Below are 13,438 nucleotides of genomic sequence, written 5' to 3'. Positions count from 1 at the left end.
CAGACAGAACCGGATGGCCGCGATGTGATCACGCCGGCCTCATGCTTCTGAGCCGGGCGATTCTCTCCTCGATGGGGGGGTGGGTGCTGAAGAGGTTCATGAGGGAGCGCCCCGTCAGGGGGTTGACGATAAACATATGGGCCGTTGAGGGATTGGCGTTCATGGGGACGATCTGCGAAGCCCGGGACAGCTTTTCCAGCGCGCCGGCCAGACCGTAGGGCTTCCCGGAAATTTTCGCCCCGCCTTCATCAGCCATGTATTCACGGGACCGGGAGATGGCCATTTGAATGATCGTGGCGGCAATGGGTGCGAGAATGGCCGTGGCGATCAATCCCACGATGCCTCCCCCTCCGCCCTCCTCGCTGTCCCGGTTGCCCAGGCCGCCGAACATGGCCGCCCACTGGGCCATATTGGCCAGCATCACAATGGCGCCGGCCAGCGTGGCCGCGATGGAGCCGATGAGCATGTCCTTATTCTTGATGTGGGTCAGTTCGTGGGAGAGGACTCCCTCCAGCTCGTCGCGGTTGAGGATCCTAAGCAGGCCTTCCGTGACTGCCACGACGGCGTGCTGTTCGTTTCTGCCCGTGGCAAAGGCATTGGGCGTTTCACCGGGGATGATGTAGACCCGGGGCATGGGAAGGTTTCCCCTCATGGCCAGGTCGCGCACCATCCGATAGAGCTCCGGCGCCTGCGCTTCCGATGCTTCCTGGGCGCGGTACATTTTGAGCACCAGCTTGTCTGAAAACCAGTAGCTCCCGAAGTTCATGATCATGGCCAGGACAAAGGCGATCGTCATCCCGTGCTTCCCGCCGATCAACCCTCCGATGAACATGAGCAGTCCCGTCAGAGCGCCCAGAAGAAGGGCCGTTTTTATGGTATTCATTTTTTTGACTCCTTTTTTTGTCGTCTTTTAAGGATGGAATGGAGCCTCTTTTGTCCCTTTTCCCGGCCTTGCATACCGGGAAAAGGGAAGAAGAGGGCATGATTAATGATCCGTTTTCCTTGAGAACACAATGCCGCCCCGCTCGTCGATGTCCGCCGTGATGGAGTCGCCTTCGACAAAGGCGCCCTCCAGGAGCTTCAGAGAGAGACTGTCGAGAAGCAGCTTCTGAATGGCCCGCTTCAGCGGCCGGGCGCCGTAGACCGGACTGTATCCCTGTTCGGATATATATTTTTTGGCCCTTTCTGTCAATTCCAGGAAAAGCTTTCGATCTTCCAGGCGCTTCTGAAGGAGGCCGATCTGGATCGAAATGATCCGGTCGATATCCGCCATGGTCAGCGAACGGAAGATGATGATGTCGTCGATCCGGTTCAAAAATTCCGGTTTGAAGGTGGCGCGGAGGATCTCCATCGTCTTCATCCGCCGTTCTTCAGGCGGCAGGGTGATATCCTGGATCCACTGGCTGCCCACGTTCGACGTCAGGATGACGATCGTATTCTTGAAATCGACCGTCCGCCCGTGACCATCGGTGAGGCGGCCGTCATCGAGAATCTGGAGCAGGATGTTGAAGACGTCCGGATGGGCCTTTTCGATCTCGTCAAAAAGGAGAACCGAATAGGGGCGCCGGCGGACGGCTTCCGTCAGGTAACCCCCTTCGTCGTAGCCCACGTAGCCGGGAGGAGCGCCGATGAGGCGCGCGACGGAATGCTTCTCCATGAACTCCGACATGTCGATGCGGATCATCGCCTGCTCGTTGTCGAACATGAATTCCGCCAGAGCCCGGGCCAGTTCGGTCTTCCCCACACCTGTCGGGCCGAGGAAGATGAAGGAGCCGATGGGGCGGTTGGGGTCCTGAAGACCGGATCGGGCCCTGCGCAGGGCGCTGGAGACGGCGTGGATGCCCTCCTCCTGGCCGATCACTCTCCGTCCGAGGCGCTCTTCCATGTGGATGAGCTTCTGGACGTCGCTTTCCATCATCCGGGCGACGGGGATTCCGGTCCAGTTGGCGACGACTTCCGCCACATCCTCGGCGTCCACCTCCTCCTTGAGCATCTTTCTTTCCTTCTGGATCGATTCGAGGCGGTTCTGCTCCTCCTCCAGGGCCCGGTTCAGCTCCACCAGTTTGCCATAGCGGATTTCCGCCGCCCTGGCGAGATTTCCTTCCCGCATGGCCGCCTGCTCTTCGTTCTTGCGGCTCTCAAGATCACTTTTGAGAGTCTGGATCTTCTTGATGACCTCCTTCTCCTCGGACCAGTGCATCTTCATGCCGTCCATGGCCTCGCGGAGCTCGGCCAGCTCCCGGTCGATCTTGTCCCGCCTTTCCAGGGAAGCGCTGTCCGTTTCGTTCTTCAGGGATTGGCGCTCGATTTCCAACTGGATGGCTTTTCTTTCCAGGACATCGATTTCGGCGGGCAGGCTGTCCAGTTCGATCCTCAATCGAGACGCCGCTTCGTCAATGAGGTCCACCGCCTTGTCGGGAAGAAAGCGGTCGCTGATGTACCGGTTCGAAAGGGTCGCCGCGGCGACGATAGCGGAGTCCTTGATCCGGACGCCGTGATGGATCTCGTAGCGCTCCTTCAGCCCCCGGAGAATGGCGATGGTGTCTTCCACGCTGGGCTCCCGCACGAGAATGGGCTGAAAGCGCCGCTCCAGGGCGGGGTCCTTCTCCATGTGCTTGCGGTACTCATTCAGGGTTGTCGCCCCGACACAGCGCAGCTCGCCCCTCGCAAGGGCCGGCTTGAGCATGTTGGAGGCGTCGACGGCGCCTTCCGCCGCCCCCGCGCCGACGACCGTGTGAATTTCGTCGATGAAGAGGATGATTTCCCCCTGGGCGCTGGTCACTTCCTTGAGGACGGCTTTGAGCCGGTCTTCAAATTCACCGCGATACTTGGCTCCCGCCACGAGGGCCCCGATATCGAGCCCGACGACCCGCTTGTTTTTCAGGGTCTCCGGAACGTCGCCATTGACGATCCGCTGCGCCAGCCCCTCGACAATGGCCGTCTTGCCGACGCCGGGTTCCCCGATCAGAACGGGGTTGTTCTTGGTCCTCCGGGAAAGGACCTGCAGAATCCTCCGGATTTCATCGTTCCGGCCGATGACGGGGTCAAAGGCCCCCTTGCGGGCCAGCTCGTTGAAGTCCTTGGCATAGCGCTTCAGGGCCTGGTATTTCTCCTCGGGATTGGGGTCCGTGATCCGCTGATTTCCGCGGATTTCCACGAGAACCTTGAAAATGTTGTCCCGCGTCACCCCGGCCGAGTTCAGAATCCGGGGCGCGTCGCCCTCCTTTTCATCGGCCAGGGCGACCAGCACATGCTCCGCGCTGACATACTCATCGTTGAGATGGGCGGCTTCCTCCATGGCCTTGTCCAGAACCCTGTTGAGCCTCGGAGTGAGGTAAGGCTGGACGGGCCCGGATATCCGGGGCAGCCGTTCAAGGGACTTTTTGAGATCCTGTTCGATCCGGGCCGGGTCCGCTCCCAGCTTTTTCAGAATATTGCCCACAATGCCTTCCGGCTGAGCAAGAAGGGCCAGCAGCAGATGCTCCGCATCAATGCCCTGGTGGCCGTGGTTTCCGGCCAGCCCCTGGGCCTCCTGCAGGCCTTCCTGCACCTTCAGCGTAAATTTGTCAAAACGCATCGTTCCTCCCTTACGCACTTTCCCGTTCCCCCGGGGGGGAGTTCCGGCGGCGTATATGCAGAAATGGATTTGGAAATCAGTTATTGGAACCGTTCAATTTTCATTGGTAAATTAACCATGGGGTGCAGGTCTGTCAACCTCGCCGGACCCAAAAGATTCATCCTGGAAAAGGTCTTGACTATCAGGTTACAATAATTAGAATGCTGAAACAGGATCATGTCAAAGGAGGATGCCTTCATTTTGAAACTGCCCGCTGTCGCCGGTGCCCTTGAAGTCTACATGGCGGAGATCAACAAATTTCCGGTGCTGTCCGCGGAAGAGGAGTTCCGATACGCCATCGACTGGACGAAGAACGGGAATATGGAGGCCGCCGAAAAACTGGTGGTGTCCAACCTGCGATTTGTGGTGAAGATTGCCCATGAGTATCGCAATTATGGAGTGAAACTGGCGGACCTCATCCAGGAGGGGAATATCGGCCTGATGCATGCCATCAAGAAATTCGATCCCTACAAGGGCTATCGGCTGATTTCCTACGCGGTCTGGTGGATTCGGGCCTATATACAGAATTATATTATAAAAACGTGGAGCCTGGTTAAAATCGGGACGACCCAGGCCCAGAGGAAGCTCTTTTTCAAGCTGAATCAGACCAAAAAGGAACTGCAGGCGCTGTCCCTGAAAAACCCCGAGTTCAGCGAGATTGCGGACTCCCTCGGCGTCCGGGTCGATGAGGTTCAAGAGATGGATGTCCGCATGAGCAACCGGGATCTGTCCCTGGATATGGCCGTCAGCGAGGATGGGGGGGCGTCGCATATGGATTATCTCACCTATGCGGGCGAAGATCAGGAAACCGCCCTGATCCGAAAGGAAGAAACGGAGCTGGTGCAGAAGAACATTTCGGGGGCCCTTGCCGTTCTGAACGAGAAGGAAATGTACATCATCCAGCATCGGGTCATGGCCGATGACCCCAAGACCCTCCAGGAGATCGGCGATTTGTATCACATCACCCGGGAGAGGGCCCGGCAGATCGAAAAGCAGGCGCTGAAGAAGCTCCGCCTTGCCCTGCCCTATCTCGGGGAGGAGCGGAAGCTGCTGGAGGCGGGAAGTTAGGAAGCCAGGTCGTCGGACCGGGCCAGATTTTCGAAGGTGGTGTATTTTTCCATGAAGGCCAGCTTGACCGTTCCCGTGGGACCGTTTCGCTGCTTGCCGATGATGATTTCCGCAATGCCCTTTTCCGGGTTGTCTTCCGACTTGTTATAAACCTCATCCCGATAAATGAAGGCAATGACGTCCGCATCCTGTTCGATGGCCCCGGACTCGCGTAGATCCGCCATCTGGGGCCGGCGGTCGGAGCGGTCTTCCACCTTGCGGTTGAGCTGCGAGAGCGCCACAACGGGGACGCTGAGCTCTTTGGCGAGGGCCTTCAGGGAGCGGCTGATTTCTGAAATTTCCTGCTCCCTGGATTCCCTGGAGTTGCCGCTGCGCATCAGCTGCAGGTAATCCAGGAGGATCAGTCCCAGTCCCGATTCCGCCTTGAGCCGCCTTGACTTGGCCTTCATCTCCAGAACCGTGATCGCCGGAGTGTCATCGATGAAAATGAGCGCGTCGGCGAGCCGACCGGCGGCGTTGGCCAGCTTGGGCCAGTCCGTTTCGCCGAGAAAGCCCTTACGCAGACGCTGGGAATCCACTTTGGCTTCGGAGGCAAGCATGCGAAGGGCCAACTGCTCCTTGGACATTTCCAGGGAAAAGATGGCCACGGGAACCGCCGCGTCCATGGCGGCATAGGAGGCGATGTTCAGGGCCAGGGCCGTTTTCCCCATGCTGGGGCGTCCGGCTATGATGATGAGATCCGAATTCTGCAGACCCGAGGTCATGTCGTCGATCCGTTCAAATCCCGTGGCTACCCCGGTGATCGAGGCTTTGCGTTCGTAAAGCTGCTCGATGGTCTTGAAGCTCTCTTTGATGATGTCCCGCATGGGCGAGAAGGCCGGCTTGATCTTGTGCTGGGAGATTTCGAAAATGGCCTGTTCCGCGGAATCGAGAACCTCTTCGACTTCGTTGCCCGAATCATAACTCTTGTTGAGGATTTCCGTCGCCGTTCCGATGAGCGACCGAAGAACGGACTTTTCCTTAACGATTCTTGCGTAGTAGACAATGTTCGCCGACGAGGGGACATTGTCCACGAGGGAGGCAAGGTAGGCCATGCCTCCCACGTTGTCCAGTTGATTCTTGTCCTTGAGGATGCTGCTCAGCGTGATGAGATCGCAGGGTTCGTTCCGATCGTAGAGATCGAGGATCGCGGAAAAGATCCGGCGATGGGCCTCGCTGTAGAAATCGGGGGCGTTCAGGATTTCCAGGACGCTGTGCAGGGACTCGTTGTTCAGCAGGATCCCCCCCAGGATGGACTGCTCCGCCTCCCGGTTCTGAGGGGGGATTCGATGGAGAGAAACGTCGATGTCGCTTGCTTTCATTGCCTGGCCCTGCACCTGCGGCGTCGCCTACGCCTGTTCCGGGATGACGTTCACCTTGATTTCGGCCGTGACGCCCGCGCCAAGCTTGACGACGATGGGGAACTCCCCGATGGCCTTGATGGGTTCGTCAAGGACGAGTGTTTTCCGGTCGATCGTGATGTCCTGGGCAAGCAGGGACTCTTCAATGTCCTTTGCCGTCACCGAACCGAACAGCTTGTCCTGCTCTCCCACGCGGCGGGAAATCGTGCAGGTGACGCCGGCAAGGCTGGCGGCCAGGCTTTCGTGGCGTTTCCTTTCCTTCTCGGCCTTGCGGACGATGTTCTGCTTGTCGTGATCCAAGGCCTTGATGTTCCGAACGTTCGCCTCTGCGGCCAATCCTTTGGGAATGAGGAAGTTGCGGGCGTATCCATCGGCAACTTTAATGATATCTCCCGCTTTTCCAAGCGTTTCGACAGTTTCTTTCAAAATGACTTTCATGAAGTTAACCCTCCTGTTAAAAAGAACGGCATTTACCGACGCGATCGATTCTCACGCCGTGGAACCGTCCATCTTTTTATTGAATTTTCTGAAGTCAATCCACAGGTCGAAAAGACCGACGGCAATGACCGGAAGAACCAGAGTCAGCTGAAAAATCAGCAATGCGTAAAATATGGACCTCAGGATGACGGGGATATTCCTCGTCTTAAAAAAATAACTGACAATCGCCAGCCCCTGAAGCAGGTAAACAAAAAGGCCAAGAAGCAGGAGGTTCAGCCCGGTGTAGAATACCCTGCCCTCGGGGATCAAAAGCATCCCCCCGCTTCCGATAATCAGCCAGACAAGTTTTTCCGGCGCTTTCCACCGCGTCAGGTCGCCGAAATCAGGAAAATGAACCCCCTGGCGGTGAAAGATGGCCCTGACGGCGATGGTATTGAGCCAGATGCAGAGGGCCAGGCTGATCAGGCTCAGAGAGGGAAGAATGTTTATAAACGTATGGGCGATCTTCGGTGCATTCTCCCGAAGCAGGTTGATCTGTTCGGCAGGCACACCCATCTCCGCGTAGAGTTTGACGTTTTCCAGGATGGTCCGGACAAGGTACGGCTCAGCCCAGCGCCAGGGCGGATTGCCTGTTCGCAACATCGAGTAGGCGATGAGCAGCAGAATCGGGATGATTACGATTCCAAGGGAAATCAGAACCGTCTGCTCGATCGAAAGCCTTCTTCCCAGGAGCTCGCCGACCGTCACTCCCAGAAATCCGAGCAGGCAGAAAAGGGGAATGTATTCCCCATGACCCAGCGCGCCGAGGGCGGACAAAACGATGACGAAAGCGCCCAGAACGAGGAACAGCCCCAGCCGTCTGCCAAGTTTGGAATAATAAAAAATGATGGGCAGGGGCCCGAGAAAAAAGAGGAAGGATGCGGAGCTTGGAAACGCCGCCGCCAGGATGAACACCATGGACGAGACGGCGATGCCCGTCAGAAAATCCCGGATGACAATGACCTTCTCTTCTCCCTCGCTCTTTAACACAAGCCGCCACCCAATTGCCCCTCTGCGGAGATCCATCCAAAACGAAGGGCATTCCTCCGAAGAGAAGAAATGCCCTTCAAACGGATATCCTGATTACCTGCCTTCCGTGACGACAAAAGGCAGAAGGGCGATGGTCCGCGCCCTCTTGATGGCCTGGGTCAATTCCCTCTGATGCTTGGAGCAGTTTCCGGTAATCCGGCGGGGCATGATCTTTCCACGCTCCGTGACGTAGTCGTGAAGGAGATCCGGTCGTTTGTAATCGATCTTGATTGTTGAATCCGAACAGAATTTACAGTATTTCCGGCGGTGAAAAAACTTCTTCCGCGGTCCTGACGGTCTGGGGCGCCTTTCATATGCGGCCATGAGATATGCCTCCTTTAATTCTCTTCTGCGGTAGCTGGTGATTCAGGGGTTCCGGCAGGCTCACCGGCTTCCGCCGATGGAGCGCTGATGGGTGCTTCCGGCGCGGGCTCCGCGGAAGTTGCGGCCTTTTCTTCGGCTGGTTCCTTCTTCGTGAGAGCTTCAATTTCCTGCGTGATCTTTTCGAGCGTTGTCTCCGCATCCGTCATGACCGTCATAAATTTCAGGACATGGTCATCGATCTTGAGAATCCGTTCGAGCTCCGCCACCACATCGCTCGTTGCGGCGAAATCATAGAGCACATAAGCTCCCCTCGACTGCTTCCGGATGTCATACGCCAGCTTTCTTACTCCCCATCGGTCCACCTTGACGACGGCGCCTTTCCGATCGGTGATGATGGAGGCGTAGCGGTCGATCAGGCCTGTCAGGTCGTCTTCAGGAAGATTGGCCTGGGCGATGACGACTGTTTCATATCTTCTCAATTTTTTTTCCTCCTCTCGGCTCTAAAATCCGGACACCGGGGTCCGGATAAGGAGTCCTTCAACTAGAAATTAGAATAACATCGCCTTCTATATCATGGCTGATCATAAATCAAGCGATTTATCGCTGACGGGGGCCTTGCGTCTCCGGCCCTGTCTTCTTTCCGGCCTTGCGCTTCTGGGTCAATTCCGTTGGGGATTCAGGAAGACTGTGCACGCGGGGGAGATTGATCCTGTAGATCATGGCGACCAGCCGCAGGCCCGTGGCGACCAGTATGGAGGAGAAGAGCTGCAGCGTTTCGCCCAGGCCGGCCAGTCCGGCGGCAAGGAAGCAGAGCCCCCCGCAGAGGGCCGCCGTCGCATAAAAATCGACTCGGATCACCGCCGGGATCTCGCTGACGAGGATATCGCGGATGACGCCTCCCCCCGTGGCTGTCAGAACGGACATCATTACGATGCCCAGCGGGCCGAGATGAAACTCGGCCGCCTTGGCGGCTCCGATGGCCGAGAAGACACCCAGCCCCACGGCGTCCGCCGCCATGACCAGGTCCCAGCGGCGCGCGATCTTCGGCGCGGCCAGAAAGACGAGAAGCCCGCCGAGGAGGCAGACGAAGAGGTAGGTTTCATCGCGGAAGGCCGCCGGCGGAACAGACCCGATGAGGATATCCCGGAGAATTCCCCCACCGACCCCGGTGGCCACGGCGAGCACCAGGACCCCAAGGAAATCCAGCTCGTATTTGACGGCCCGGAAGGCACCGGAAACGGCGAAAACGAGGGTGCCCAGAATGTCGAGAAGATACGTCAAGGCCATTGTTCTTCCTGAAATCTCGTGAGTAATTTCACACCGGTCACCCATAGTATGTGTTGACCTGTTTGTCAATTGAGAAGGGACTCGCTGCCCCGGTTCATCCTCTGTCCAGCCCGGTGCGCGGGCTCATTTTTCCGAAGCGCGGGACACGAAATCTCTCCATTGATTTGCCGCGGGAGAAGGGATAGAATGCGCGCCGACGCTGCACAGATAGAATCCATGTCAAGGAGGTTTGAAAACAGTCATGAAAAGAATGTTTCCGGGGATGTTGCTTCTGGCGGTGCTGACCGTCCTGCCCCTTTCCGCGAAGGCCGGTGTCGATGTGGGGGTCCATATCGGCATTCCACTGCCCCCGCCCATCGTATTTTCCGTTCCGCCGGTCACGATCGTGATTCCGGAAACGTATATCTATGCCGTTCCGGATGTGCCCCATGACCTCTTTTTTTACGGAGGCTTCTGGTGGCGGCCCTGGGAGGGCAGGTGGTACCGTTCGCCCCGCTATGACAAGGGCTGGGCTTACTATCAGGGTGTCCCCGCTTTTTACAGGCACGTCCCCCCGGCCTGGAGAGACGATTATCGGAATCGGCGCTGGAAAGGGCATCCCTGGAACAGGCACAGAGTTCCCGCCTCTCAGCTTCCCCGGAACTGGAGAGGATGGGAGCGGGATAAGCACTGGGAAAAGCAGCAGCATTGGGGCGTCCCGGCTATGAAAACCCCGAGGGGAGCGCCGCCGCCGCATCGCTCGGTCCAGCCGCCCGCACGGCCCGAACATCCGGACATGCGCGGACCGAAGCCCCGTCCGGAACCCCGGGCGATGAACAGGCCGCCCCACGAGCCGAAACCTCATGGAAGCGAGAGATGGGGCTACGGCCACCAAGGGGAGAAGCATGGGAATGGAAAAGGCGAAGGAGGTAAAGGGCACGGGCGTGGACACGGAAACGGCGACAGATAGCCGGCAGCTTCGCTCGCCCCCCGTCATTCGTGTCGTTGATTTATGGAAAATTTATGAAAACGGAGCCGCCGGCTCCGCGGCGCTGCGCGGCACAAGCCTGGAAATAGCCCGGGGCGAGGTCCTGGTGCTTCTGGGAAAAAGCGGCTCGGGCAAGACGACGCTGCTCAATCTTCTGGCCGGGCTCGACCGGCCGAGCCGCGGCACGATCGAAATCGAGGGGAAGAACCTGCAGGCCCTGGGAGACAAAGGCTGCACCCAGCTGCGCCGGACGCGCCTCGGGTTCATCTTCCAGTTCTTCAACCTCATCCCCACGTTGACGGCCTTTGAAAACGTCTACCTCGCTCTCGAACTGGCGGGAAAGCCGTCGCCGGGACCTGCCTACGAGGCCCTGGAGCGCGTCGGACTCCAGGGCAAGGAACAGCGCTACCCGGGCGAGCTGTCCGGCGGCGAGCAGCAGCGGGTCGCCGTCGCCCGGGCCATCGTCAAGGAGCCTGCCCTGATCCTGGCCGATGAGCCGACGGGCAACCTCGATACCGCCACCGGGCTGCAGATTCTCGAACTTCTTTCGTCGCGATGCCGGGAGTCCGGGATGTCGCTTCTCATGGTGACTCACACCCCCATGGCCCGCCGGTTTGCCGATCGCGTTCTACGCATGGTTGACGGCCAAATCCATCCCGAGGGCGCCTGCGAAGGGGAGGCCGACTAGCCCGGTGCCCCCGGGCAGGGCGTTGGCCCGGCGGGAAGCGGGAAATATCCACAAAGAGGCCCGTTCATGGGAACCGTTACCAAGGCGTTTTTGAGATACCTTCTTCGGAGGCGGAGCCTGACGCTCCTTCAGCTGATGGGAATCGCCTTCGGCGTGGCGGCCTGCCTGGGAATGGGGCTTTCCGCGATGTCCGCACTGGCGAGTTTCACCGGGGCCATTGAATTTCTCCAGGGGAAATCGACCCACCGCATCGAGCGGGATGCGGGACCCATGGACGAAGCGATCCTGAGGGATCTGATGCGCGATCCCTCCGTGCAGTCCTTCTCACCGGTCATCGACCGCCGCCTCCGCCTGGAAAAGGGCAGCCAGATCCGGATCCTGGGCGTTGATCCCTTTCTGGATCTGGCCATCCGCCCCGAGCTGGCCCGCGCGTCCTTTGCCGGGGACCGCCTTGCCTTCATTCTTGACGAAAAGGCGGTTCTCATGGAAGCCGGCCTGGCCCGGGAACTGAACCTCGCGGCGGGCGGCAGAATCAAGACCTCCCGCGGGGAGCTGACCGTCCTGGGAACCTTTCCCAACCCTTCCGGAGAGCCCCTCCTGCTCATGGATATCGCCCACGCCCAGGAGCTCTTCAAGGTGCCCGGACTCATCGACGCCGTCGATCTCGTCCTGGCGGAGGAGCAGGTCTTTATAAGCCGCTGGGATGAGGGCTTCCGGATCAGGTCAAACCGGCAGAGCCGGGAAACCTTCGGCGCGATGCTGGGGGCCTTCCGGTTGAATCTTGAAGCCCTGTCCCTGATGGCGCTCTTTGTCGCCGTTTTTCTCATCTACAACACGGCCATGTTTGCCGTCGTCAGCCGCAGGCGGGATGCCGGGGTGCTGCGAAGCCTGGGAGCAAGCCGCAAAGAGGTGGTTGCGGCCTTTCTGGCGGAAATCCTCATCCTCGGGGGCATCGGGGGCGCACTGGGAAGCCTCCTGGGGTATCTCCTGAGCCGCTTCCTCATCGAGATCCTCGGCGGAACGATCACCAACCTCTACTTCTTTCTTCGCCCCGTCCCCATGGCCTGGTCCTTCTGGATGCCCGCCGCCGGGGTGATCGTCGGCATCGGGGCGAGCCTCCTGGGAAGCCTTTTTCCGCTCATCGAGCTGTCGCGCACAGACCCCGTCAAAGCGCTTTCAGGGCGGTCCGTAAGCCACCAGTGGGGAAGGATGTCGAAGAGGGCCGCCGCTGCCGGCCTCCTGATTCTGCTGATCAGCGCCGCCGTTCTGCTCGTTCCGTCGCGCTCCATTTACGCCGCCTTCGGGGCCGTTTTCGGAATCCTCTTCGCGCTGAGCCTTCTTTCCGGATTTGCCGTGATGCTCTTTTCCCCTTTGATGGCAGGTTTTCTCAAGTTCCTGGGAGGGCTGCCGGGGAAGATCGCCGCCGGAAACATCCGCCGGAACCTGGGGCGGACCGCCGTCGCCATCGCAGCCTTCATGGTCGCCCTTTCCATGTCCCTGGGGCTGTCCCTCATGATCGGAAGCTTCCGCGAATCGCTCCTGTGGTGGATGGACCGGCAGTTCCGCGGCGATCTCTACATTTCCACCGCGTCGGAGCGGGAGGTCCCGGAAGGCCTCTACCACGAACTGAAAACGATTCCCGGCGTTGATGTGGATGCCTATCGGAAGGTGCAGCTCAGCTACCGGAACAGGCCCATGTTCGCGGCCTCCGTTTCCGCCCCCGTGCTGCAGCGGCATGCCCGGTTCGCCTGGCTGGGCGGGGGAGGCGATGAGCACTGGGAGGCGGTAAAGCGTGGCGATGTGATCATTTCGGAAAGCTTCGCCCGGAACTTCAGCGTGAAGGCCGGGGACACGATTCTCCTCGACACGCGGCAGGGGCCCGCCCGGCTGCGCGTGGAAGCCGTATTCTACGACTACTCCACGGAGCACGGACTCGTCATGATGGACCGGAACACCTACCTGCACCTCTTTGACGACCGAACCATCAACAGCGTGGCGGTTTTCCTGGATCCCGGAGACCCAAAGCGGACGGAAACTCTCGATCTGATCCGGCACAAGGCCCTGCGGCATGATCTGCCCGTCTACACCCGGGAGCAGTTTTTCGGAAACATCCTGGCCATCTTTGACAGCACCTTCGCGATCACCCGTTCCATGAGGGTCATGGCCATCATCATCGCCTTTTTTGGAATTGCCGGCGCCCTCATGACCCTCTTTCTCGAACGCCGGAGCGAGTTCGGCATTCTCCGGGCCCTGGGCTTCTCGACGGGCCAGGTCTCCCTTCTGACCCTTCTGGAGGCTTTCGGGATGGGGCTGCTGAGCTTTTTGTTCAGCATCGGCTGCGGGACGCTCTTCGCCGTCATCCTGATCCGGGTGATCAACCTGCGCAGCTTCAACTGGACGATCTTTTTCCATCCCCACCTTTCCCCCTACCTGATCGTCGCCTTAACGGCGTTTCTGGCCAGCCTGGGCGCGGCGCTTTATCCCATCTGGATGGTCCTGCGGACCTATCCGCAGATGCAGATCCGCGATGATTAAGGGATGTGGAAGGCGTCCGGGGATTTTCGGAGATGGACGGAAAGGAA

The 13,438-nt window shown here is 59.1% G+C and carries 12 protein-coding genes; 4 read left to right on the top strand and 8 right to left on the bottom strand.

What is annotated here, in order from left to right:
* Positions 1-28: 28 nt before the first annotated feature.
* Both htpX and clpB read right to left on the bottom strand, forming a co-directional pair.
* Positions 29-883, bottom strand: coding sequence for a zinc metalloprotease HtpX (gene htpX / locus ACJ77P_RS09365; RefSeq protein WP_408998082.1), 855 nt, complete (start codon positions 881-883; stop codon positions 29-31).
* 102 nt (positions 884-985) lie between these two features.
* Positions 986-3,577, bottom strand: coding sequence for an ATP-dependent chaperone ClpB (clpB, locus tag ACJ77P_RS09360; RefSeq protein ID WP_408998081.1), 2,592 nt, complete (start codon positions 3,575-3,577; stop codon positions 986-988).
* Between the two features lie 216 nt (positions 3,578-3,793).
* Between clpB and rpoH the strand changes: the two genes are divergently transcribed.
* Complete coding sequence (gene rpoH, locus ACJ77P_RS09355) at positions 3,794-4,684, top strand: RNA polymerase sigma factor RpoH (protein ID WP_408998080.1); 891 nt, start codon at positions 3,794-3,796, stop codon at positions 4,682-4,684.
* Here rpoH and dnaB read toward each other — a convergent pair.
* The 6 genes from dnaB to ACJ77P_RS09325 all read right to left on the bottom strand — a co-directional run bounded on the left by dnaB (position 4,681) and on the right by ACJ77P_RS09325 (position 9,201).
* Complete coding sequence (gene dnaB, locus ACJ77P_RS09350; protein ID WP_367361343.1) at positions 4,681-6,045, bottom strand: replicative DNA helicase; 1,365 nt, start codon at positions 6,043-6,045, stop codon at positions 4,681-4,683. The genes rpoH and dnaB overlap by 4 nt on opposite strands.
* Positions 6,046-6,072: 27 nt before the next feature.
* Positions 6,073-6,522, bottom strand: a complete 450-nt coding sequence (gene rplI, locus ACJ77P_RS09345) for a 50S ribosomal protein L9 (RefSeq protein WP_367361344.1) — start codon at positions 6,520-6,522, stop codon at positions 6,073-6,075.
* A 51-nt stretch (positions 6,523-6,573) separates the two neighbouring features.
* Positions 6,574-7,551 (bottom strand): DUF2232 domain-containing protein, encoded by a 978-nt coding sequence (locus ACJ77P_RS09340; protein ID WP_408998079.1) that lies wholly within the window; start codon positions 7,549-7,551, stop codon positions 6,574-6,576.
* Positions 7,552-7,644: 93 nt separating this feature from the next.
* Positions 7,645-7,914 (bottom strand): 30S ribosomal protein S18, encoded by a 270-nt coding sequence (gene rpsR / locus ACJ77P_RS09335; protein ID WP_367361346.1) that lies wholly within the window; start codon positions 7,912-7,914, stop codon positions 7,645-7,647.
* 14 nt (positions 7,915-7,928) lie between these two features.
* Complete coding sequence (gene rpsF / locus ACJ77P_RS09330) at positions 7,929-8,393, bottom strand: 30S ribosomal protein S6 (RefSeq protein ID WP_408998078.1); 465 nt, start codon at positions 8,391-8,393, stop codon at positions 7,929-7,931.
* A gap of 118 nt (positions 8,394-8,511) precedes the next feature.
* Positions 8,512-9,201 (bottom strand): trimeric intracellular cation channel family protein, encoded by a 690-nt coding sequence (locus tag ACJ77P_RS09325; protein ID WP_408998077.1) that lies wholly within the window; start codon positions 9,199-9,201, stop codon positions 8,512-8,514.
* Between the two features lie 241 nt (positions 9,202-9,442).
* Between ACJ77P_RS09325 and ACJ77P_RS09320 the strand changes: the two genes are divergently transcribed.
* The 3 genes from ACJ77P_RS09320 to ACJ77P_RS09310 all read left to right on the top strand — a co-directional run bounded on the left by ACJ77P_RS09320 (position 9,443) and on the right by ACJ77P_RS09310 (position 13,391).
* Positions 9,443-10,150: a hypothetical protein gene (locus tag ACJ77P_RS09320; RefSeq protein ID WP_408998076.1), complete on the top strand. Its 708-nt coding sequence runs from the start codon at positions 9,443-9,445 to the stop codon at positions 10,148-10,150.
* A complete protein-coding gene (locus tag ACJ77P_RS09315) occupies positions 10,092-10,856 on the top strand; it encodes an ABC transporter ATP-binding protein (RefSeq protein WP_408998075.1) in 765 nt (254 codons plus the stop codon). Before ACJ77P_RS09320 ends, ACJ77P_RS09315 begins: the two co-directional genes overlap by 59 nt.
* Before the next feature lie 66 nt (positions 10,857-10,922).
* Complete coding sequence (locus tag ACJ77P_RS09310) at positions 10,923-13,391, top strand: FtsX-like permease family protein (RefSeq protein ID WP_408998074.1); 2,469 nt, start codon at positions 10,923-10,925, stop codon at positions 13,389-13,391.
* Positions 13,392-13,438: the final 47 nt, after the last annotated feature.

Source organism: Syntrophus buswellii, assembly GCF_046097065.1.
Classification (GTDB): Bacteria; Desulfobacterota; Syntrophia; order Syntrophales; family Syntrophaceae; genus Syntrophus; species Syntrophus buswellii.
The sequence above is the reverse complement of the archived record's forward strand: the minus strand, read 5'-3'. Positions and strand labels throughout refer to the sequence as shown.